Here is an 18,365-nt window from a genome sequence, read left to right on the forward strand (position 1 = left end):
CGTCGCAGAATCCCTGAGCCGCAGAAGGATTCCGTCATGCCCATGCCCGCAGTGGCGGCCGAGGCGCCCGCGCTCGCCCGCGAGAACGCCGTCTACCGCAAGGTCGTACGCCGCATCGTCCCCTTCCTCATCCTGGCTTACGTGGCCTCCTACCTGGACCGGGTCAACGTCGGCTTCGCGAAGCTCCAGATGTCCGACGACCTCGGGTTCAGCGAGGCGGCGTACGGCCTGGGGGCGGGCCTGTTCTTCATCGGGTACTTCCTCCTGGAGGTGCCCTCGAACCTGATGCTGCAACGCGTCGGAGCCCGCACCTGGATCGCCCGCATCATGATCAGCTGGGGCCTGGTCTCGGCGGCGTTCATGTTCGTCACCAACGAGGCGACGTTCTATGTCCTGAGGTTTCTGCTCGGTGCCGCCGAGGCGGGGTTCTACCCCGGAGTGATCCTCTACTGCACCTACTGGTTCCCCTCGCACCGCCGCGCCCGGGTGATCGCGATGTTCATGTCGGCCATCCCGGTGGCGGGCATCTTCGGCAACCCGCTCTCCGGCTGGATCATGGACAGTTTCCAGGGGGTGAACGGCTGGCAGGGCTGGCAGTGGATGTTCCTGCTGGAGGCGGTCCCCGCGCTCCTCGTCGGTGTCCTCACGCTCTTCTACCTGGACGACGGCGTGCGGGACGCGAAGTGGCTGACCGACGAGGAGAAGGCCGTCGTCGAGCGGGCGGTCGCCGACGACAGCGCGCACCGGACGGTGCACGGCCGGGTCCGGGACGCCTTCGGTGAGCCCAGGGTGTGGCTGATGTGCCTCATCTACTTCTGCTTCGTGATGGGCCAGTACGCCCTGACCTTCTGGATGCCCACGTTCGTCGAGTCCACCGGCATCGACGGCAACCTCGCGATCGGCGTGCTCAGCGCCGTGCCGTTCCTGGCCGCGCTCGTCGCGATGAACCTGTTCGGCCGCTCGGCGGACAAGCGCCGCGAGCGCCGCTGGCACCTGGTCATCCCGAGCCTGATGGGCGCCGTCGGGTTCTCGCTGTCCGCCGTCTGGAACGGGTCGACCGCGCTGTCCCTGACCGCGCTGTCCGTCGCCGCGGCCGGGGTGCTGACCTGCGCTCCGCTGTTCTGGTCGCTCCCCACCGCGTTCCTGGGCGGCACCGCGGCCGCGGCCGGCCTTGCCATCATCAACTCGGTGGGCAACCTCGCCGGTTTCGTCAGCCCCTACATGATCGGCGCGCTCAAGGACGCCACCGGCTCGGCGTCGATCCCGATGTACGTCCTGGCCTTCACCCTGGTCGTGGGCGCCGTCGCGGTGCTCACCACCAAGAAGCAGGTCGTCAACCGCTGACCGGGACGTCCCGGCCCGAACGCAGGAGCCAGCATGCCGAGGTTCGCCGCGAACCTGTCCATGATGTACACCGAACACGACTTCCTCGACCGCTTCGCCGCGGCGGCGGCGGACGGCTTCGAGGCCGTCGAGTACCTCTTCCCCTACCCGTACGACGCCTCCGAACTGCGCCGCAGGCTCGACGACCACGGTCTGAGGCAGGTGCTCTTCAACGCGCCTCCCGGTGCCTGGGAGTCCGGGGAGCGCGGGATCGCGGCGCTGCCCGGACGCGAGGCGGAGGTGCGCTCCGGGATCGGCCGGGCCCTGGAGTACGCGGCGGAGCTCGGCTGCCCGCGCGTACATGTGATGGCCGGGCTGGTGGGGGCAGGCGATTCGGCCAAGCACCGCGACACCTATCTCGCCAATCTCGCCTGGGCCGCGGAACGGGCCGCCGCGGCGGGCGTCGACATACTGATCGAGCCGATCAATGGCCGCGACATGCCGGGCTACTTCCTGAACCGGCAGGCCGAAGCGCACACCGTGGTACGCGAGGTGGCAGCCCCGAACCTCAAGGTGCAGCTCGACCTCTACCACTGCCAGATCGTCGAGGGCGACCTCACCACGACCCTGCGCCGTGACCTGCCGACCGGCCGGGTCGGCCATCTGCAGATCGCGGGCGTACCCGATCGCCATGAGCCCGACCGGGGCGAGCTCGACATCCGCCATCTGTTCGGCGTCATCGACGACCTGGGATTCGACGGGTGGATCGGCTGTGAGTACATCCCCCGCGCCGGAACGAGCGAGGGGCTCGGCTGGCGACACGACTACCGAGGAGACAACGCATGAGGATCGTCATCACGGGTGGCTTCGGCTTCCTGGGCCGGCGGGTGGCCGCCGCACTGCTCACGTCACGGACGTTCCGCGGTGCGCCGATCGACCGGCTGGTGCTCGCCGACCGCGTGGTGCCGCCCGGTTCGGCGGCGGACGACCCCCTCGTGGACATCGTCCAGGGCGATCTGGCCGACCGGCTGGACAAGGTGTTCGCGGAGCCGGTGGATGTGCTCATCCACCTCGCCTCCGCGGTCTCGGCCGAGTGCGAGGCCGACTTCGACCTCGGTATGAGCGCCAATGTGGACACCACCCGCGCGGTGCTGGAGGCCGCGCGGGCCCAGTCGGCCGCCGGCGGGCCGGTGCCGCGGGTGGTGTTCTCCAGCAGCGTCGCCGTGTACGGTTCCGATCCCGCGCTGCCGCTGCCGCCGGTCGTCAGCGAGTCGACCCTGCCGACACCTCGGTCGAGCTACGGGATCCAGAAGCTCGTCTGCGAGCAGCTGATCGCGGACTACACCCGACGCGGTTTCCTGGACGGGCGCGTCGCCCGCCTGATGACCGTGTCGGTACGGCCGGGCAAGCCGAACGCGGCCGCCTCCGGCTTCCTGTCCGGCATCATCCGCGAGCCGCTCGCGGGTCTCCCCGCCATCTGCCCGGTCCACCCCGAGCTGAAGGTGGCCCTGGCCTCGCCACGGCGCACCGTCGAGGGCATCCTCCGCGTCGCGGAGGCCGAGCGCGGCGCCGGGCCGGGCCGGATCGACGGCGGGGTGCCGGTCAACCTTCCGGCGCTCACGGTCTCGGTCGCCGACATGCTGAGCACGCTGCGGCAGGTGGTCGGCGACGCCGTCGCCGACCTGGTGACGATCGCGCCCGACCCCGACGTCGAGGCCATCGTCGGCTCATGGCCCGCCGTGTTCGACAACGCGCGCGCCGCCGCGCTCGGGCTGGCCCCCGACCCGGATTTCGCCTCGGTGGTGCGCGCCTACACCGAAGACCACGCCGACGCGGTCGTGGACGGTGCGCGCTCTTAGGGGTGTCCGGCGGATGTTGACGCCTGCGGCGGGCTGTCCCCTCCCCGCCCCTTCCCACAACTGGGGCTCCGCCCCAGACCCCGGGGACCAGGGGCGAAGCCCCTGCCACGGGGCGGAGCCGCATGGTCCGCCGGACACCCGTAGCGGCCGGGACGGTGCCGATAAACTGAAGACCATGTTCTCCAAGGTGAGCGGTCCCGTGCGGCTCGCGGATCGGGTCGCGGCGATACTCTCGGAAGAGATCGAGTCCGGACGGCTGGCCGAGGGCGACAAGCTCCCGACCGAGGTGGAGCTGGTCAAGCAGCTGGGCGTCAGCCGGACCGTCGTACGCGAGGCCGTGTCCCGGCTGCGCAACGCGGGCCTGGTCGAACCCCGTCAAGGGCTCGGCGTGTTCGTGATGCCGCGCCGTACCCGGCCGCTGGACCTGGAGGCCGAGACCGCCGAGGACACCAAGTCCAAGGTGCGGCAGATCGTGGAGGTGCGCCGCCCCATCGAGGGCGAGGCGGCGTACCTCGCGGCCACCCGGGCCACCGCGGCCGACCTCGCCCGGATGCGTCAGTCCCTGGAGGCCATCGACACGGCGGTGGCGGCCGGTGGCGACGGCGTGGACGAGGATCTCGCCTTCCACCGCTCCATCGCCGAAGCGACCGGGAACGCGGTGATGCTCTCCACGGTGCGGTACCTCGGCGAGGTGCTGCGCGGCGGAATCCGCGTCACGCGTGCGAACGAAGCGCGCCGCGGCGACTTCCTCGAAGCGGTCCGGCAGGAGCACCACGCCATCCTGGCCGCCATCGAGGCCCGCGACGCCGAGGCGGCACGCGACGCCGCGCTGGTCCACCTGAGGCACGCGGCGTCCCGGTTGCAGGACGCGGACGAGGGGTTCTGGACCGAGACCGAGAACCTCGAGGTGGATCTCGACGCCGCGCCCTGAGGCACGGTGTGCGGCACGCGCCACTCATCAACTCGGAGGTGGCGTCCCGGACCCACCGGGTGCCGCGGCCGCGGCGTCGGCGAAGCGGCGGGCCAGGTGCGCGAAGGCTTCCCTCAGCTCGGGCGGCCCGACGACCTCGATGTCGGCGTCGAACCTGCCGATGGTGGCGGCCAGTCCGGGCCATGACCACGCGCCCAGGACCAGTCGGCAACGGTCCGGGCCGAGTTCCTCGACGACTCCGTCCCGGGTGTAGGTGGACACGACGGTGGCGGGCAGGGCGAGGATGACCTCGCCTCGGCACGGCCAGCCGCCCGAGCCGTCGGAGCCCTGGAACCTGCTCGCGACGAAGGCGGCCACGTCCCCTCCGGGCACATCGCGCGGGGTGAAGCGTGGCCCCATGGGGGTGCGCGGGGTGATCCGGTCGACGCGGAAGGTGCGCCAGTCGTCGCGGTCGAGGTCCCAGGCGACGAGATACCAGCGCCCGCCCCGGGTGACGAGGTGGTGTGGCTCCGCCCGCCGCGGCGCGGTGGCGGCGGGGTCGGCGTCGGAGGCATCCGGTGCGGACACGGGAGCGTAGTCGAAGCGCAGCACCTCGCGGGCGCGGACGGCCGCGCTGAGGGCCATGAGCACCTGCGGGCCGACCCGCGGATTCGGCCGGGCCCCCGCGCCGTCGACGGCGGTGACCCGGAGGGCGTCGATGCGATGGCGCAGCCGTGCGGGCATCACCTGCCGGACGGTGCTCAGCGCACGCGCCGCCGCTTCCTCGATCCCCGCCCCGGTGACGGTGGCGGTCTGCAGCGCCACGGCGAGGGCCACGGCCTGGTCGTCGTCGAACAGCAGTGGCGGCAGGTCCGAACCGGCGCCGAGCCGATAGCCCCCGTCGGGGCCCTTGGCGGCCAGGATGGGATAGCCGAGCTCGCGCAGGCGGTCGACATCGCGGCGCACGGTGCGCGGGCTGACCTCCAGCCGCTCGGCCAGCAGCTGCCCCGGCCAGTCCCGGCGCGCCTGGAGCAGCGAGAGCAGTGAGAGCAGTCGCGCTGAGGTCTTCGGCATGACTCCCATTCTGCTCGAAATAGCGGCCACAACCTGTCCGCTTCCCCTGCGACTGTTGTCTCCGTCAGACCAACCAGTACGACCAGAAGGACCCGATCACCGTGACCGCCACCCCCATGCCCTCCTCCGAGCTCGACAGCGAGCGGGCCGATCTGCTCGCCGAGCTCGCCGCCGCGCGATCCGCCCTCACCAACACGGTGCGCGGGCTCACCGACGAGCAGGCAGGCGAACGCCCGACGGCCAGCACGCTGTGCCTGGGCGGGCTGATCAAGCATGTCGCGGCCATCGAGGAAGGCTGGCTGCGCTTCGTCCTCGAAGGCCCTTCGGCGCTGCGTTACGACCTGCCCGACGGTGTCACCTGGGCCGACCTCGCGGCCGGTACCGCACGGGAGATCCCGCAGTGGGCGATCGACAACCAGAACAACTTCCAGATGCTGCCCGGTGAGACGCTGGCCGGGATCCTCCGGCGCTATGAGGAGGTCGCCGCCCGGAGCGAGGAGATCATCACCGCCGTCCCCGATCTGTCGGCGACGCATCCGCTGCCGGAGGCGCCCTGGAACGAGCCGGGCGCGGCGCACAGCGTGCGCCGGGTGCTGATGCACGTCATCGCCGAGACCGCCCAGCACGCCGGGCACGCGGACATCATCCGCGAGTCGCTCGACGGGCAGAAGGCCGGCTGACCGCCTTACCGGATCTCCTCGGAACCGTGCCGGTGACGGCTGTCACCGGCACGGTTCCGGAACCCAAGAGCCAAGGAACCGAAGGGAACGGCGCGACCGTGAAGACGCGTGAGCTGGGGCGGACCGGTATCCGGGTCAGCCCCTACTGCCTGGGCACGATGATGTTCGGCCGGGCGGGCAACCCCGATCACGACGACTGTGTCCGGATCATCCACCGGGCGCTGGACTCGGGGATCAACTTCATCGACACCGCCGATGTGTACGGACCCCACGGGGAGTCCGAGGACATCGTGGGCAAGGCGCTGAAGGGGCGGCGTGCCGACATCGTGCTGGCCACCAAGGTCAACGGCACGATGGGTGAGGACCCCAACCGTGGCGGCAGCTCCCGGCGCTGGATCATCGCCGAGGTCGAGCAGTCGCTGCGGCGCCTTGGGACCGATCACATCGACCTCTATCAGGTGCACCACCCCGACCCGCACACCGATGTCGAGGAGACGCTCTCCGCCCTCACCGATCTGGTGCGCAGCGGCAAGGTGCGCGCCATCGGGTCCTCCAACCTCCCGGCCTCGGAGATCGTCGAGGCGCAGTGGGTCGCCGACCGGCGCGGACTGCACCGCTTCCGCACCGAGCAGCCTCCGTACTCCATCCTCAACCGCGGCATCGAGCGGGAGGTCCTGCCGGTCTGCCGGGCTTACGGCATGGGCGTTCTGGTGTGGAGTCCGCTGGCGGCGGGCCTGCTCACCGGCCGCTACCGCAAGGGCGGGCCCACGGTGCGGAACGAGCGGATGAAGTGGGTGCCCCGGCATCTGACCGACGAGCGCAAACTCGACGCCGTGGAGCAGCTCATCCCGCTGGCCGAGGAGGCCGGTCTGTCGCTGACCCACCTGGCGATGGCCTTCGCCATCACCCACCCCGGCGTCACCTCGGCCATCATCGGGCCACGCACCATGGAACATCTGGAGGATCTCCTGGCCGGGGCCGCGGTCACCCTCGATGACGAGGTCCTCGACCGGATCGATCGGACCGTGGCGCCCGGAACCGACATCGGCCCGATCGATGTGTCCTACACCCCGCCGTCCGTCCAGCACCCGGCGCTGCGGCGGCGGTCGGCCGACGAGCGCGCCGCGGTGGCACGATGACCGTTCTCGACCACCGGGCGCTGGGCCGGGCGACGCTCGCCCGGCAGTTGCTGCTCGATCGGGCCGATATGCCGGTCCGCGACGCCGTCGCGCATCTGTGCGGCATGCAGGCGCAGGAACCACAGGAGCCGTTCACCGGACTCTGGTCGCGGCTGCGCGCGTTCGACCCGGCGGCCCTCTCGGGCCTGCTGACCGGGCGGAGCGTGGTGCGGACCCATCTCATGCGCCGCACCGTCCACCTCGTCACCGCCGAGGACATCGTGGCCTGGCGAGCGCGGCATGACGCCATGCTGCGCCAGCGGGTGCTCGGAACCTACCGTCGCGAGCTGGAGGGGGTGGACCTCGACGAGCTCGCCGCCGCGGGCCGGGCGGTGATGGCCGACGGCGAGCCGCGCTCGATGGCCGAGCTGGTGCGGGCGCTGGCCGACCGCTGGCCCGCCCCGGCGCCGCGGGCACTGGGCGAGATGCTGATCGCCGCCCTCGTGCCGGTGGCGCAGACGCCGCCGCGCGGGCTGTGGCGCTCCCGGGGAGGGGTGCGTAACGTCATGCTCTCCTCCTGGCTGGGCCGGCAGGTGGACGCGCCCGCGCCCGACGGCGCCGACCCGGTCGGGCAGGCCCTGGTACGCCGCTATCTGGCCGCCTTCGGCCCCGCTGCCTCGGCCGATCTGCGCGCCTGGTGCGGCCTCGCCGGGCTCCCGGCCGCGGTGGCCGCGCTACGGGAGGAACTGGTCACCTTCCGCGACGAACGCGGCCGGGAGCTGTTCGACCTCCCCGACGCGCCGCGCCCCGACCCCGACACGCCCGCGCCGGTGCGGTTCCTGCCGGCGTTCGACAACGCGATCCTCGGCTACCACGACCGCGGCCGGATCATCGACGACGCCCACCGCGGCCTGTCGGTCGCCGGGGAGCGCGTGGTGCTGGTGGACGGCCGCGTCGCCGCGACCTGGAGGGTGGACGCCGCCACCGTGGTCGTCACCCCGCTGGGCCGCCTCTCCTCGGCCGACCGTAACGCCGTCGGAGAGGAGGGCCGGAAGCTGGCGTCGTTCCTCTCCGACGGCGAAAGCCACCGCGTACGCGTCGCCACGTCGCCGGACTGAGCGGTGCGCACGGGCCGCCCGCGTCAAGGAGCGGGGTCCTGCTGGCGCAGGGGTGCGGTCCGGTCGCCGGGCGCGGGGCTCGCGGCCGATACGGAACGGCCGCGGGGGCGGGCGAAGTGGCGCATCATCGGCACCTCGACACCGCGCCACAGCAGCAGCGACACCGCCACACAGAACGCCGACACCGCCAGGGACAACAGCGCGGCGGTCACCGTGTCGAACGTCCGCCGGTCCAGCAGCACCCTGATCTCGTACAGCAGCGGGAAGTGGACCATGTACAGCGCGAACGACGCCTCGCCCAGCAGCACCGGGCCACGGCGCCCCAGCCGGCTCCCCCGCCCCTCGATATCGCGGGTGGCGAGGGCCGGGATGAGGGCGGCCATCGGCAGACAGGTCGCGGCCCCCCACAGGTACTCCTCCGGCAGCTCCGTCCGCGCCGCGAAGACCCCCGCCAGGGCGAGCAGCGGCCAGCGCGGACGCAGCGTGGGCCAGCGGTCGAGCTGGACCGCCCGGGCGAGCACCAGTCCGAGGACGAACTCCAGCAGCCGCACCGGCGGGAAGAAGTAGATCAGCCACCAGCGCTCCGTCGACAGCGGCGACCAACTCCCGGGAGCCGCCTCGTCGGTGACGGCCATCGCCACCAGCGGCATCGTCACCACCAGCGCCGCCACCAGGGCGATCACCGGCCGGAGCAGCCGCGCCGGGAGCGCGCGCACCGGCCGGATCAGCAGGGGGAAGAGGAGGTAGAAGAACGCCTCGCAGGAGATGGACCAGGTCACCGGATTGACGCTGCTGAAATCGGCCATGTCCGGCACCCAGGCGTGCACCAGCAGCAGATTCCGGACCGCCTCCCCGGGCCCCGGGTCCGGCACCGGAAGCAGCGCGGCGGTGCCCGTCGCCATCAGCAGGCCCAGCATCAGCGTCCAGGTCACCACATGGTTGGGGAAGATCTTCACCAGCCGGCGGCGCCAGAACCGGACGGCGGTGTCGGCCGGAGAGGCGTTCCACGCCAGTACGAAGCCACTGAGCAGGAAGAACGAGGAGACCGCCGCCGCGCTCGCCATGGACGAGGCGTCGGCGGCCTCATAGACCCCCTGGTCCTCGAAGAATCTGCCCAGCGTCAGCACATGGCCCGCCAACACCACAGCGGCCAGCAGAAAGCGAAGCCCCGTCAACGACGGCAGCCGATCGCCACGCGGCAACACACCGGCCAAAGGAGACCCCTTCCCGATACGCAACAGGCACAGCACCCACGAGCCTGCCCGTCGCACCGCCCCGGCCCCAATACCGCCCCTACGGGAACATCCAGGCGAACACCACCACTCCCGGAGGGACGCGCGTCAGCGCGCGCCCGGGGGCACGGGCGAGAGCCGGTAGGCGTTCCCGTGGGTGATCACATGACCGGCGGTGGGCGGCGGGAAGTGGGTGCCGAGCAGGAGGGTGCCCGTGTCGGCGAGGGCGCCGAAGAGCGCGTGGCGGGTGGCCTCGGACTGCTCGGGGGCGATGTCCACGCACGAGCCGATGGCGGGGTGGGCGAGCTGGACGGGGTGGTGGACGCAGTCGCCGGTGATCAGGGCCCGCTCGTCGCGGCTGTCGAGCCGGAGGGCGATATGGCCGGGGGTGTGCCCGGGCGTGGGGATCAGCCGCAGTCCGGGGATGACCTCGGTGCCCTCTTCGGGGACGTCGACCAGGTCGAGCCGTCCCGCGTCCTCGACCGGAATCACGGAGTCGAGGAACATCTGGGTGCGCGGCTCGTCCATGTCGTAGGCCGCCCAGAACTCCCGCTCGGTGCGGGAGGTGAGGTAGCGCGCGTGCGGAAAGGTGGGCACCCATGCGCCGTCCACCTCATGGGTGTTCCAGCCGACGTGGTCGGTGTGCAGATGGGTGAGGATCACCAGGTCGATGGATTCCGGGGGGAACCCGGCGGCGGCCAGGCGCTCCAGGTAGTCGGTCCGCAGATCGTGCCAGGCCGGGTTGGCCCGCGTCTTGCCGTTGCCGATACCGGTGTCGACCAGGACCCGCGCCCCGCCCACCTCGAAGGCGAAGCTGTGGCTGGCGATGCGCAGGGTGCCGTCCTGGTCGGCGAAGTCGGGGCGCAGCCAGTCCTGGCGCGAGACCACGTCCGCGGAGGCGTCGGGCAGCAGCCACGGCCCGGTCTGCGGGGGCAGGAGCACCTCGTCGATGCGGTGGACGGCGACGTCGCCCACGGTCCAGAAGGGGATGTCGACGGCCTGGGGTGTGTGCATGGTCCACTCTCTCTAAACGCAATCTGTTTGCCTTAAGCCACCGTAGGCCTTACAGTCGACTAACGCAAACAGTTAGCTTTTATCTCGTTGAGATCTCGCCGAGGGAGACACCTTGTCCGCCGCCGAACTCACCCCTCCGGAGGCGGCCCGCTGGGCCGCACGCGCCGGGCTCCCGCTGCCGGCCGAGCGCCACGCCGCCGCGGCGGCCACCGCCAACCACATCCACTCCGTCGTCGCCGTCCTGCGCGAGCTGGACTTCGGCGACACCCCGCCCGCCCCCGCCTACCGCGCGGGAGAGGAGCAGCACGATGCGGCCGTATGAACTGTCCCTCACCGCCGCCGCCGACGCGATCCGGACCGGCCGGCTGTCCCCCGTCGAGTTGGTGGACTCCGTCCTGGACCGCGTCGAGCGGCTGGAACCCCACCTGAACGCCTACGCCACGGTGACGGCGGAGCAGGCGCGCCGGGCGGCGCGCGAGGCCGCGGACGCCGCCGCGGTCGGCCGCCTCCGCGGCCCGCTGCACGGCATCCCGATGGGCCTGAAGGACCTGATCGACGTCGCGGGCGTGGCCACCACCGCGAGCTCCCGGGTCCGCGCCGACCACCGCGCCCAGGCGGACAGCACGGTCGCCGCCCGGCTGAGCGCGTCCGGCGCGGTCCTGGTCGGCAAGACCCACACCCATGAGTTCGCCTACGGGCTGACCACTCCGCAGACCCACAACGCCTGGGACACCGGCCGGGTCGCGGGCGGCTCCAGCGGCGGATCCGCCGTGGCCGTCGCCGCGGGCACCGCGGCCTTCGCCCTGGGCACCGACACCGGCGGATCCATCCGCGTCCCCGCCGCGCTCAACGGGGTCGTCGGCCTCAAGCCGACGTACGGCCTCGTCCCCCGCCACGGCGTCACCTCCCTGTCGTGGTCGCTGGACCACGTCGGTCCCCTCACCCGCACCGTCGAGGACCAGGCCCTGGTCCTGGCGGTCCTGGCCGGGCACGACCCCCGTGACCCCGCCTCCCTGGCCGCTCCCGCGCGGGACTACCGGCCGGGCGCGGTCGAGGACCTGACGGGACTGCGCGTCGGCGTGCCGCGCAACTACTACTTCGAGCACGTCGACGCGGAGGTGGAGGCCGCGGTCCGGCGGGCCGTCGACCGGCTCGAGGCCCTCGGCGCCCGCCTCGTCGAGGTCGAGATCCCCATGACCCGCTACATCCAGGCCACGCAGTGGGGCCTGATGGTGCCGGAGGCCACCGCCTACCACGAGCGCACCCTGCGCGCTGCGCCGGAGCTGTACCAGGCGGATGTGCGCACCCTGCTGGAGGCGGGCGAGCTGATGCCCGCCGGGGACTATCTGCGCGCCCAGCGCTCCCGGACGCTGATGCGGCGGGAGTGGGCGCGCATGCTGGAGGACGTCGATGTGATCGCCGCCCCGACGGTCCCGGCGACCGCGGTGAAGGCCGACCAGGAGACGATCACCTGGCCGGACGGCACCGTCGAGGCCGTCTCCGACGCCTATGTGCGCCTCTCGGCCCCTGCCAACCTCACCGGGGTGCCGTCGCTGTCCGTCCCGGTCGGCCACGACACGGCGGGCCTGCCGATCGGCATGCAGTTGCTCGGACGGCCGCTCGGGGAGAGCGTGCTCCTGCGGGTCGGTCACGCCTACGAGCGGACGCGGCCCGCCCGCGAGTTGGCACCGGCGGCCTGACGCGTCCGCCGAGTGCCCCCTGGGCTCCACCGAGTGCCCCCGGGCTGGCTCCGCCGAATGCCCCCGGGCGCACCGCTTCCCCAGAAGCAACGGATTTGCTTTAAGGTGGGATGAATGAGCAGGCAGATGGTGCGCCCCGGGGGGCGCAGCGCCCGGGTCCAGGCATCGGTGCACACCGCCGTGCGCGAACTGGAGGCGGAGGTCGGCCGCGACGGTCTCACGGTGCCGCTGATCGCCCAGCGCGCGGGCGTCACCCCCTCCACGATCTACCGCCGCTGGGGAGACCTCGGCCAACTGCTGTCGGACGTGGCGGTCGAGCGTCTGCGGCCCGACACCACGCCCCGGGACCACGGCGGTCTGGCGTCCGATCTGACGGCCTGGGCCGAGCAGTTCCTCGACGAGATGGCCTCTCCGGCCGGGCGTGCCTACATCCGCGACGCCCTGCTCGGCGACCCGGACGGCAGTAACGCCGGCCAGTGCTCGGCCTACGCCGCGGACCAGATCGATGTCATCCTGACCCGTGCGGCCGAGCGCGGCGAGGACACCCCCGGCGTCGAGACGGTCGTCGACCACGTCGTGGCGCCTCTGATGTACCGCATCCTCTTCCGCCCCGCCGGACTCGACGCCGCGCATGCCCGCGGACTGGTGGCGGGGCTCCTCGAAGGGCACGCCGCCGAGAAGTGAGACCGGCCGGTGAGCGCCGGGTGAGTCAGCCGCGCGGGGCCGGAGTGCGCAGGAAGTCCGAGAGCGCCTCCAGCAGCCGGTCCACGTCCTCGGTGCTGGTGTAGGGGGCCAGACCGATGCGCAGCCCTCCGGTGTCGCCCAGGCCCAGCCTGCGGGACGCCTCCACCGCGTAGAACGAGCCGGAGGGGGCGTCGACGCCACAGCTCGCGAGATAGCGGTAGGCGTCGGTGGTGTCATGGCCGTCGATGGTCAGCAGCACGGTCGGGGTGCGGTCCGCGGCCCGGGAGTGGACGGTGATCGGGTCGAGGGCGGCCAGGCCCTCGTCGATGCGCCCGCGCAGGGTGGCCTCGTGCTCTTCGAGGGCCGCGAACGACGACCCCAGCCGCTCCCTGCGACTGCCTTCGGCGCCGGGGTCCAAGGTGGCGAGGAAGTCGACGGCGGCGCGGGTGCCGGCGAGGAATTCATAGGGCAGGGTGCCGAATTCGAAGCGCTCGGGAACGGCGTTCGTCGACGGGAGCAGCTTGTCCGGGGTCAGGGTCTCCAGGAGCTCGGGGCTGCCCGCCAGGACGCCCAGGTGGGGGCCGAGGAACTTGTAGGGGGAGCAGACGAAGAAGTCCGCTCCGAGCCGCCGGACGTCGACGTGGGCGTGGGCGGCGTAGTGCACGCCGTCGACGTGGAGCAGCGCCCCGGCCGCGTGCGCCCGGCGGGAGATCTCCGGGATGTCCGGGCGGGTGCCGATCAGGTTCGAGGCGGCGGTGACCGCCACCAGCCGGGTGCGGTCGCCGAGCTGGGCGCTGATGTCATCGGGGGTCAGCTCGCCGGTGGCGGGGTCGAAGTCGGCCCAGCGCACGGTGGCCCCGGCGGCTTCGGCGGCCTGGACCCAGGGCCGGATGTTGGAGTCGTGGTCCAGCCGGGACACCACCACCTCGTCCCCCGGCGACCAGGTCTTGGCGAGGGTGCGGGAGAAGTCGTAGATGAGGGCGGTGGCGCTGCGCCCGAAGACGATCCCGCCGGGGTCGGCGCCGAGCAGATCGGCCATCGCCTGCCGGGCCGACCGGACAAGGGCCTCGGCGTTGCGCTCCCCCGCGGTGAGGTGGCCGCGGTTGGCCAGGGGGTTGGCCAGCGCGTCGGAGATGGCCTCGATGACGGGGAGCGGGGTCTGGGTGCCTCCCGGGCCGTCGAAGTGGGCCGACCCGGCCTTCAGTGCGGGGAACTGTGCGCGGACGGCGGTGATGTCGTATGTCACGAGCGGCTCCTTGCAGAGGGCCTTGGCGAGGGGGTGACCAGGGCGATCTTAGGCAGGCACGGACGCGGAACGGCAGGGGGCGGGCATGCCCGCCGCGCCGGGGCGAGGATGCCCGCCGCGCCGGGGAGGGGACGGGCCGCCGCGCCGGGGAGAGGTGTCCGGCGCCCGGGCGGCCGCCCTGATTGAATCTGTGCGTATGAGGATGAATCGCCATCCTCTTCCGCCGCGCAGGACCGGGACGCAGAAGGCGGTGGCGCCGACGTGAGCAGCGACTCTCCTCCCCCGCCCGAGCGACCGGGAGGGCGGGGCGTACGCCCTCGGCGTGGCACGGCCGGCGGACCGGCGGGGCGCGCCTCGCGGGCGGTGGCGCGGGCCCGCCGCTCCGGCTCCGCGGCCCTGGCGGCGGCGGTGCGCCGGGCGGGGGACGAGCGCGGGCGGGTCCACCCCGGGCTGCGGCTGGCCGCCGCGTACGCATGGCGTCTGGTGGTCATCGGGGTGGCCGTCTATCTGGGGTTCACGGTACTGGGGCGGTTCGAGCTCGTCGCGATCGCGGTGTTCCTGGCGCTGGTGGCCACCGCCCTGCTGCGGCCGCTGGCCGATCTGCTGGCGCGGGTGTTCCCCAGGCCGCTGGCGGTGGCGCTGGCGGTGTTCGGCACACTGTTCGCGGTGCTGGGACTGCTGGCGCTGGTGGGGAGCGCGGCGGCCGCGGAGGCAGGCCGCCTGGTGGGCGAGTTGCGCGGCGGGATCGGCCGGATCGAGCGATGGCTGGAGGGGCCCCCGTTCCATGTGCGGCGCGGTGTGCTGTCGGGGGCCCACGACAAGGTCGCCGCCTTTGTGTCCCAGCATCGCGCGGCGCTGATCAGCAGGGCGCTCAGCAGTGCCGGGCGGGTCGTGGAGGCGGGCACGGCGGTGTTCCTGGCCCTGTTCTGTTCGATCTTCTTCATCCATTCCGGCGACCGGATGTGGCAGTGGTTCCGGGGCCAGCTCCCCGAGCGCGCCCGGTCCCCGTGGGACCGGGCGGCGCGGGCGGCGTGGACCACCTTCGCCGGATACACCCGGGGCATCATCGTCGTGGCGGCCTCCAACGCGACCCTGGTCGGCATCGCCCTGTTCCTGCTGCGGGTGCCACTGGCCCTGCCGCTGACGCTGCTGGTCTTCTTCGCGACGTTCGTCCCGCTGATCGGTTCGCCGATCGCGCTGGCGGTGGCCACGGTGGTTGCTCTGGCCGGGCGGGGTCCGGCCATCGCGGCCGTGGTGCTGTTGCTGATCGTGGCGGTGGGTCAGTTCGAGGGCCATGTCCTGCATCCACTGGTGATGAGCTGGGCGGTACGGCTCCATCCGGTGGTGGTGGCGATTTCGGTCATCGCCGGATCCATCGTGGCGGGGGTGGTCGGGGCGGTGGTGGCCGTGCCCATGGTGTCCGTCGCCTGGTCGGTGACGCGGGCGCTGCGCGGGCGGCCGCCCGGCGAAGCCTGACCGGCGCCCCGGAACACCCGCGCGCAAGCGGCCGGGACATCCACGCGTCAGCGGCGGGACCACCCGTGCACCAGCGGCGGGAAACCGCCTCTATAAATTGCCTCCTAGATTCGCATTATCGTAATCTGCCGCCATGCGGCTGACGAAGTCAACGGACCTGGCACTCCGCACGATCATGCGGCTGGCGGTCACCGGCACCGAGCCCTGCACCGCCCGGCAGATCGCCGGGGAGATGCAGGTGCCCTACAGCCATCTGGCCAAGGTGGCGGCCCGGCTCCAGCATCTGGGCCTGATCGCGACACGGCGCGGCCGGGGCGGCGGGCTGACGCTCACCGCGACCGGGCGCTCCGCCTCGGTCGGCCAGCTGGTCCGGGACCTCGAGGGAGTCGGCGACGTCGTCGACTGCGAGGGGGACGTGCCGTGTCCGCTGCGGCAGGGCTGCCGGCTGCGGATGGCGCTGCGCCGGGCGCAGGAGGCGTTCCTCGCCTCGCTCGATCCCCTCACGGTCGACGATCTGGTGGCGTCCCCGACCGGCCCGGTGCTGCTGGGGCTGGTCGGGCGCGCGCCCGGGTTGTCCCCATGAAGCAGCCGTCCGGGTTGCGGAACCCGGATCCCGCCCCGCCGAGCCGTCATGACGAAGGGGTCACCATGCCCGGTTCACCCATGCCGATGAATACGAATCTGAGATACCAGTTAGGCCCGCTCATGCTCTCCCAGAAGTCCGCCGAGACCGTCCGCGCCACGCTGCCCGCCGTCGGTGAGGCCATCGGCACCATCACCGAGCTGTTCTACCGGAAGCTCTTCACGGCCCACCCCGAACTGCTGAGGAACATGTTCAACCGGGCCAACCAGGCCGCGGGCACCCAACGGCAGGCCCTCGCGGGCGCGATCGCCGCGTTCGCCACCGCCCTGGTGGAGCGGCCGGGCACCCGTCCCGACGCCCTGCTGAGCCGGATCGCCCACAAGCACGCCTCGCTCGGGGTGAGCGCCGCGCAGTATCCGGTGGTGCACCGCCATCTGTCCGCCGCCATCGCGGAGGTGCTCGGCGACGCGGCCACCGAGGAGGTGGCCGCCGCCTGGGACGAGGTCTACTGGCTGATGGCCAACGCCCTGATCGAGATCGAGCGGCGGCTGTACGCGGAGCGGGGCGTGCTGGCCGGCGGGACCTGGCGGCAGTGGGAGGTGGTCGAGCGGGCCCGGGAGACGGCGGATGTGGTCACCTTCCGGATCAGGCCGGCGGACGGCCGTCCCGCCCCGGCGTTCACGGCGGGCCAGTACGTCTCGGTGCAGGTGGAACTGGCCGACGGGGCCCGGCAGATCCGCCAGTACAGCCTGACCAACGGCCCCGGTGCCACCGTGCACTCCTTCTCCGTCAAGCGCGAGGACGCGGGCGAGGGCCCGGCCGGTGAGGTCTCCGGCCATCTCCACGACCATGTCCACGAGGGCGACGAGCTCACCGTCTCCGCGCCCTACGGCGACGTCGTGCTCGACACCACGGACACACCGCTGCTGCTCGCCTCCGCCGGGATCGGCTGCACCCCGATCGTGGCCATGCTGGAGGAGCTGGCGGCCAGAGGCCACCAGGCCCCGGTCGTCGCCGTCCACGCCGACCGCTCCCCCGCCGACCACGCGCTGCGCGCCGACCAGGAGCGGCTGGTCACCAAGCTGGCGCGGGGCGCCGCCCACACCTGGTACGAGCGGCCCGAGGGCGACTGGCCGGCCGAGCGCACCGGCCGCGTCGACCTGTCCGGCATCGAGATCCCGGATGGCGTCCAGGCGTATCTGTGCGGGCCGCTGCCCTTCATGCGATCGGTGCGGACCCAGCTGCTGGAGCGGGGTGTGCGCCCCTCCGCGATCCACTACGAGGTCTTCGGCCCCGATCTGTGGCTGACGCGGGACGACGGCGAGGGCCACTGACGCCCGCCGGCGCCCGCCCGCCGGCGCTCGTCCGCCCGATGTTGGCCGAATGAACTCGAATGGCCCAGAGGCCGGTCGCTTTTGCCGGGGGGAACGTGGGACCGTACGGACACGGGTTCTGTCCATTCCATGCGCAACCGTACGGAATGGTCCGTCCGGTACCCCCACATCGACGAGGAACCATGGATCGCGAAAAGATCACTCTCAGCGGCGCTCAGGAGACCTTGCTCGCCACGCTGTACGGCAGGGCGCTGGACAGCCGTTCACCGGACTCCGTCCTGCACGACCACGCGGCCCGGGAGGCCGTGGAGCGCGTGGCCTACGACTTCGGCAAAACGGGGATGACGGACACGACGGCGATCGGCATCGCCCTGCGGGCGAAACAGCTCGACGACTGGGCCATGGAGTTCCTGGCCGAGCATCAGAAGGCGACCGTGCTCCACCTCGCGTGCGGCCTCGACACCCGGGTGCAGCGCCTCGACCCGCCCGCGTCGGTGCGCTGGTTCGACGTCGACTACCCCGAGGTGATCGATCTGCGCCGGCGGCTGCTTCCCGAGCCGTCGGGGACCTACGAGATGGTCGGCGCCTCGGTGACCGATGAGGCATGGCTGCGCGAGGTGCCCGACGACCGGCCCACCGTGGTCGTCGCCGAGGGGCTGACGATGTATCTGCGCAAGGAGGAGGGCAAGCGGCTGATCCAGCGGATCACCGAGCGGTTCCCCAGCGGCCAGCTGCTCTTCGACGTCTACGGGCCGCTGGGCATCCGGCTCCAGAAGATGGTCCCCGCGGTGCGCAACGCGGGCGCCACCCTCCACTGGGGCCTGGACGACCCCCATGAGGTCGAGACCTGGCACCCGGGGCTGACCTGCCTCGACGCGGTGCGCAGCGTGGACATGCCGGGGGTGGAGAAGATGCCCGCCTCCGGCCGGATGAGCATGCGGGTGATGGCGCGCCTGCCCGGTTTCCGGGATGTGGGCCGGATCCTGCGCTACCGCTTCTAGCGGCTGCGGTCCG

General features: G+C 72.4%; 18 protein-coding genes. 14 read left to right on the forward strand and 4 right to left on the reverse strand.

Annotated elements, in window-relative coordinates; genetic code table 11:
- Window positions 1-36: 36 nt before the first annotated feature.
- The 4 genes from IEJ02_RS00955 (at window position 37) to IEJ02_RS00970 (ending at window position 4,113) form a co-directional block, all read left to right on the forward strand.
- On the forward strand, window positions 37-1,344 hold the full coding sequence (locus IEJ02_RS00955; RefSeq protein ID WP_191062868.1) for an MFS transporter: 1,308 nt from the start codon (window positions 37-39) through the stop codon (window positions 1,342-1,344).
- Between the two features lie 33 nt (window positions 1,345-1,377).
- Complete coding sequence (gene otnI / locus IEJ02_RS00960; protein WP_191062869.1) at window positions 1,378-2,169, forward strand: 2-oxo-tetronate isomerase; 792 nt, start codon at window positions 1,378-1,380, stop codon at window positions 2,167-2,169.
- On the forward strand, window positions 2,166-3,182 hold the full coding sequence (gene denD / locus IEJ02_RS00965; protein ID WP_191062870.1) for a D-erythronate dehydrogenase: 1,017 nt from the start codon (window positions 2,166-2,168) through the stop codon (window positions 3,180-3,182). Before otnI ends, denD begins: the two co-directional genes overlap by 4 nt.
- Window positions 3,183-3,357: 175 nt before the next feature.
- On the forward strand, window positions 3,358-4,113 hold the full coding sequence (locus IEJ02_RS00970) for a FadR/GntR family transcriptional regulator (RefSeq protein WP_191062871.1): 756 nt from the start codon (window positions 3,358-3,360) through the stop codon (window positions 4,111-4,113).
- Between the two features lie 27 nt (window positions 4,114-4,140).
- Here the strand turns inward: IEJ02_RS00970 and IEJ02_RS00975 are convergent, their stop codons facing one another.
- Window positions 4,141-5,166 (reverse strand): helix-turn-helix transcriptional regulator, encoded by a 1,026-nt coding sequence (locus IEJ02_RS00975; RefSeq protein WP_191062872.1) that lies wholly within the window; start codon window positions 5,164-5,166, stop codon window positions 4,141-4,143.
- A gap of 116 nt (window positions 5,167-5,282) precedes the next feature.
- Between IEJ02_RS00975 and IEJ02_RS00980 the strand changes: the two genes are divergently transcribed.
- From IEJ02_RS00980 to IEJ02_RS00990, 3 genes are all read left to right on the forward strand, one after another.
- The gene (locus IEJ02_RS00980) at window positions 5,283-5,846 is read left to right on the forward strand and encodes a DinB family protein (RefSeq protein WP_137980513.1); all 564 of its coding nucleotides are present in this window, start codon (window positions 5,283-5,285) and stop codon (window positions 5,844-5,846) included.
- 98 nt (window positions 5,847-5,944) lie between these two features.
- Window positions 5,945-6,985 (forward strand): aldo/keto reductase, encoded by a 1,041-nt coding sequence (locus IEJ02_RS00985; protein WP_191062873.1) that lies wholly within the window; start codon window positions 5,945-5,947, stop codon window positions 6,983-6,985.
- A complete protein-coding gene (locus IEJ02_RS00990; RefSeq protein WP_191062874.1) occupies window positions 6,982-8,082 on the forward strand; it encodes a winged helix DNA-binding domain-containing protein in 1,101 nt (366 codons plus the stop codon). The genes IEJ02_RS00985 and IEJ02_RS00990 overlap by 4 nt, the downstream gene beginning before the upstream one ends.
- Before the next feature lie 23 nt (window positions 8,083-8,105).
- Here IEJ02_RS00990 and IEJ02_RS00995 read toward each other — a convergent pair whose 3' ends face one another.
- Entirely contained in the window at window positions 8,106-9,287 is a 1,182-nt protein-coding gene (locus IEJ02_RS00995) for an acyltransferase family protein (RefSeq protein WP_275558024.1), read from the reverse strand.
- A gap of 135 nt (window positions 9,288-9,422) precedes the next feature.
- Entirely contained in the window at window positions 9,423-10,328 is a 906-nt protein-coding gene (locus tag IEJ02_RS01000) for an MBL fold metallo-hydrolase (RefSeq protein WP_191062876.1), read from the reverse strand.
- A gap of 112 nt (window positions 10,329-10,440) precedes the next feature.
- Here IEJ02_RS01000 and IEJ02_RS01005 point away from each other — a divergent pair, with 112 nt between their 5' ends.
- The 3 genes from IEJ02_RS01005 (at window position 10,441) to IEJ02_RS01015 (ending at window position 12,712) form a co-directional block, all read left to right on the forward strand.
- Window positions 10,441-10,650 carry a hypothetical protein gene (locus IEJ02_RS01005; protein WP_137976200.1) on the forward strand — a complete coding sequence of 70 codons (210 nt, stop codon included), beginning with the start codon at window positions 10,441-10,443 and terminating at the stop codon, window positions 10,648-10,650.
- Window positions 10,637-12,028: an amidase gene (locus IEJ02_RS01010; protein ID WP_191062877.1), complete on the forward strand. Its 1,392-nt coding sequence runs from the start codon at window positions 10,637-10,639 to the stop codon at window positions 12,026-12,028. Before IEJ02_RS01005 ends, IEJ02_RS01010 begins: the two co-directional genes overlap by 14 nt.
- 114 nt (window positions 12,029-12,142) lie before the next feature.
- Complete coding sequence (locus IEJ02_RS01015; protein ID WP_191062878.1) at window positions 12,143-12,712, forward strand: TetR/AcrR family transcriptional regulator; 570 nt, start codon at window positions 12,143-12,145, stop codon at window positions 12,710-12,712.
- Window positions 12,713-12,737: 25 nt separating this feature from the next.
- Here the strand turns inward: IEJ02_RS01015 and IEJ02_RS01020 are convergent, their stop codons facing one another.
- Window positions 12,738-13,958 carry a cysteine desulfurase-like protein gene (locus tag IEJ02_RS01020; protein WP_191062879.1) on the reverse strand — a complete coding sequence of 407 codons (1,221 nt, stop codon included), beginning with the start codon at window positions 13,956-13,958 and terminating at the stop codon, window positions 12,738-12,740.
- A gap of 261 nt (window positions 13,959-14,219) precedes the next feature.
- On the opposite strand from IEJ02_RS01020, the gene IEJ02_RS01025 reads away from it, so the two are divergent.
- From IEJ02_RS01025 to IEJ02_RS01040, 4 genes are all read left to right on the forward strand, one after another.
- A complete protein-coding gene (locus IEJ02_RS01025; protein ID WP_370466939.1) occupies window positions 14,220-15,434 on the forward strand; it encodes an AI-2E family transporter in 1,215 nt (404 codons plus the stop codon).
- 133 nt (window positions 15,435-15,567) lie between these two features.
- Window positions 15,568-16,017: an RrF2 family transcriptional regulator gene (locus IEJ02_RS01030; protein WP_191062880.1), complete on the forward strand. Its 450-nt coding sequence runs from the start codon at window positions 15,568-15,570 to the stop codon at window positions 16,015-16,017.
- A gap of 122 nt (window positions 16,018-16,139) precedes the next feature.
- Window positions 16,140-17,351 (forward strand): globin domain-containing protein, encoded by a 1,212-nt coding sequence (locus tag IEJ02_RS01035; protein ID WP_191063105.1) that lies wholly within the window; start codon window positions 16,140-16,142, stop codon window positions 17,349-17,351.
- Between the two features lie 182 nt (window positions 17,352-17,533).
- The gene (locus IEJ02_RS01040; protein WP_191062881.1) at window positions 17,534-18,352 is read left to right on the forward strand and encodes a class I SAM-dependent methyltransferase; all 819 of its coding nucleotides are present in this window, start codon (window positions 17,534-17,536) and stop codon (window positions 18,350-18,352) included.
- The last annotated feature ends 13 nt before the right edge of the window (window positions 18,353-18,365 follow it).

Origin of the sequence: Streptomyces sp. 5-10 (genome assembly GCF_014712245.1) — a bacterium.
Classification (GTDB): Bacteria; Actinomycetota; Actinomycetes; order Streptomycetales; family Streptomycetaceae; genus Streptomyces; species Streptomyces violaceusniger.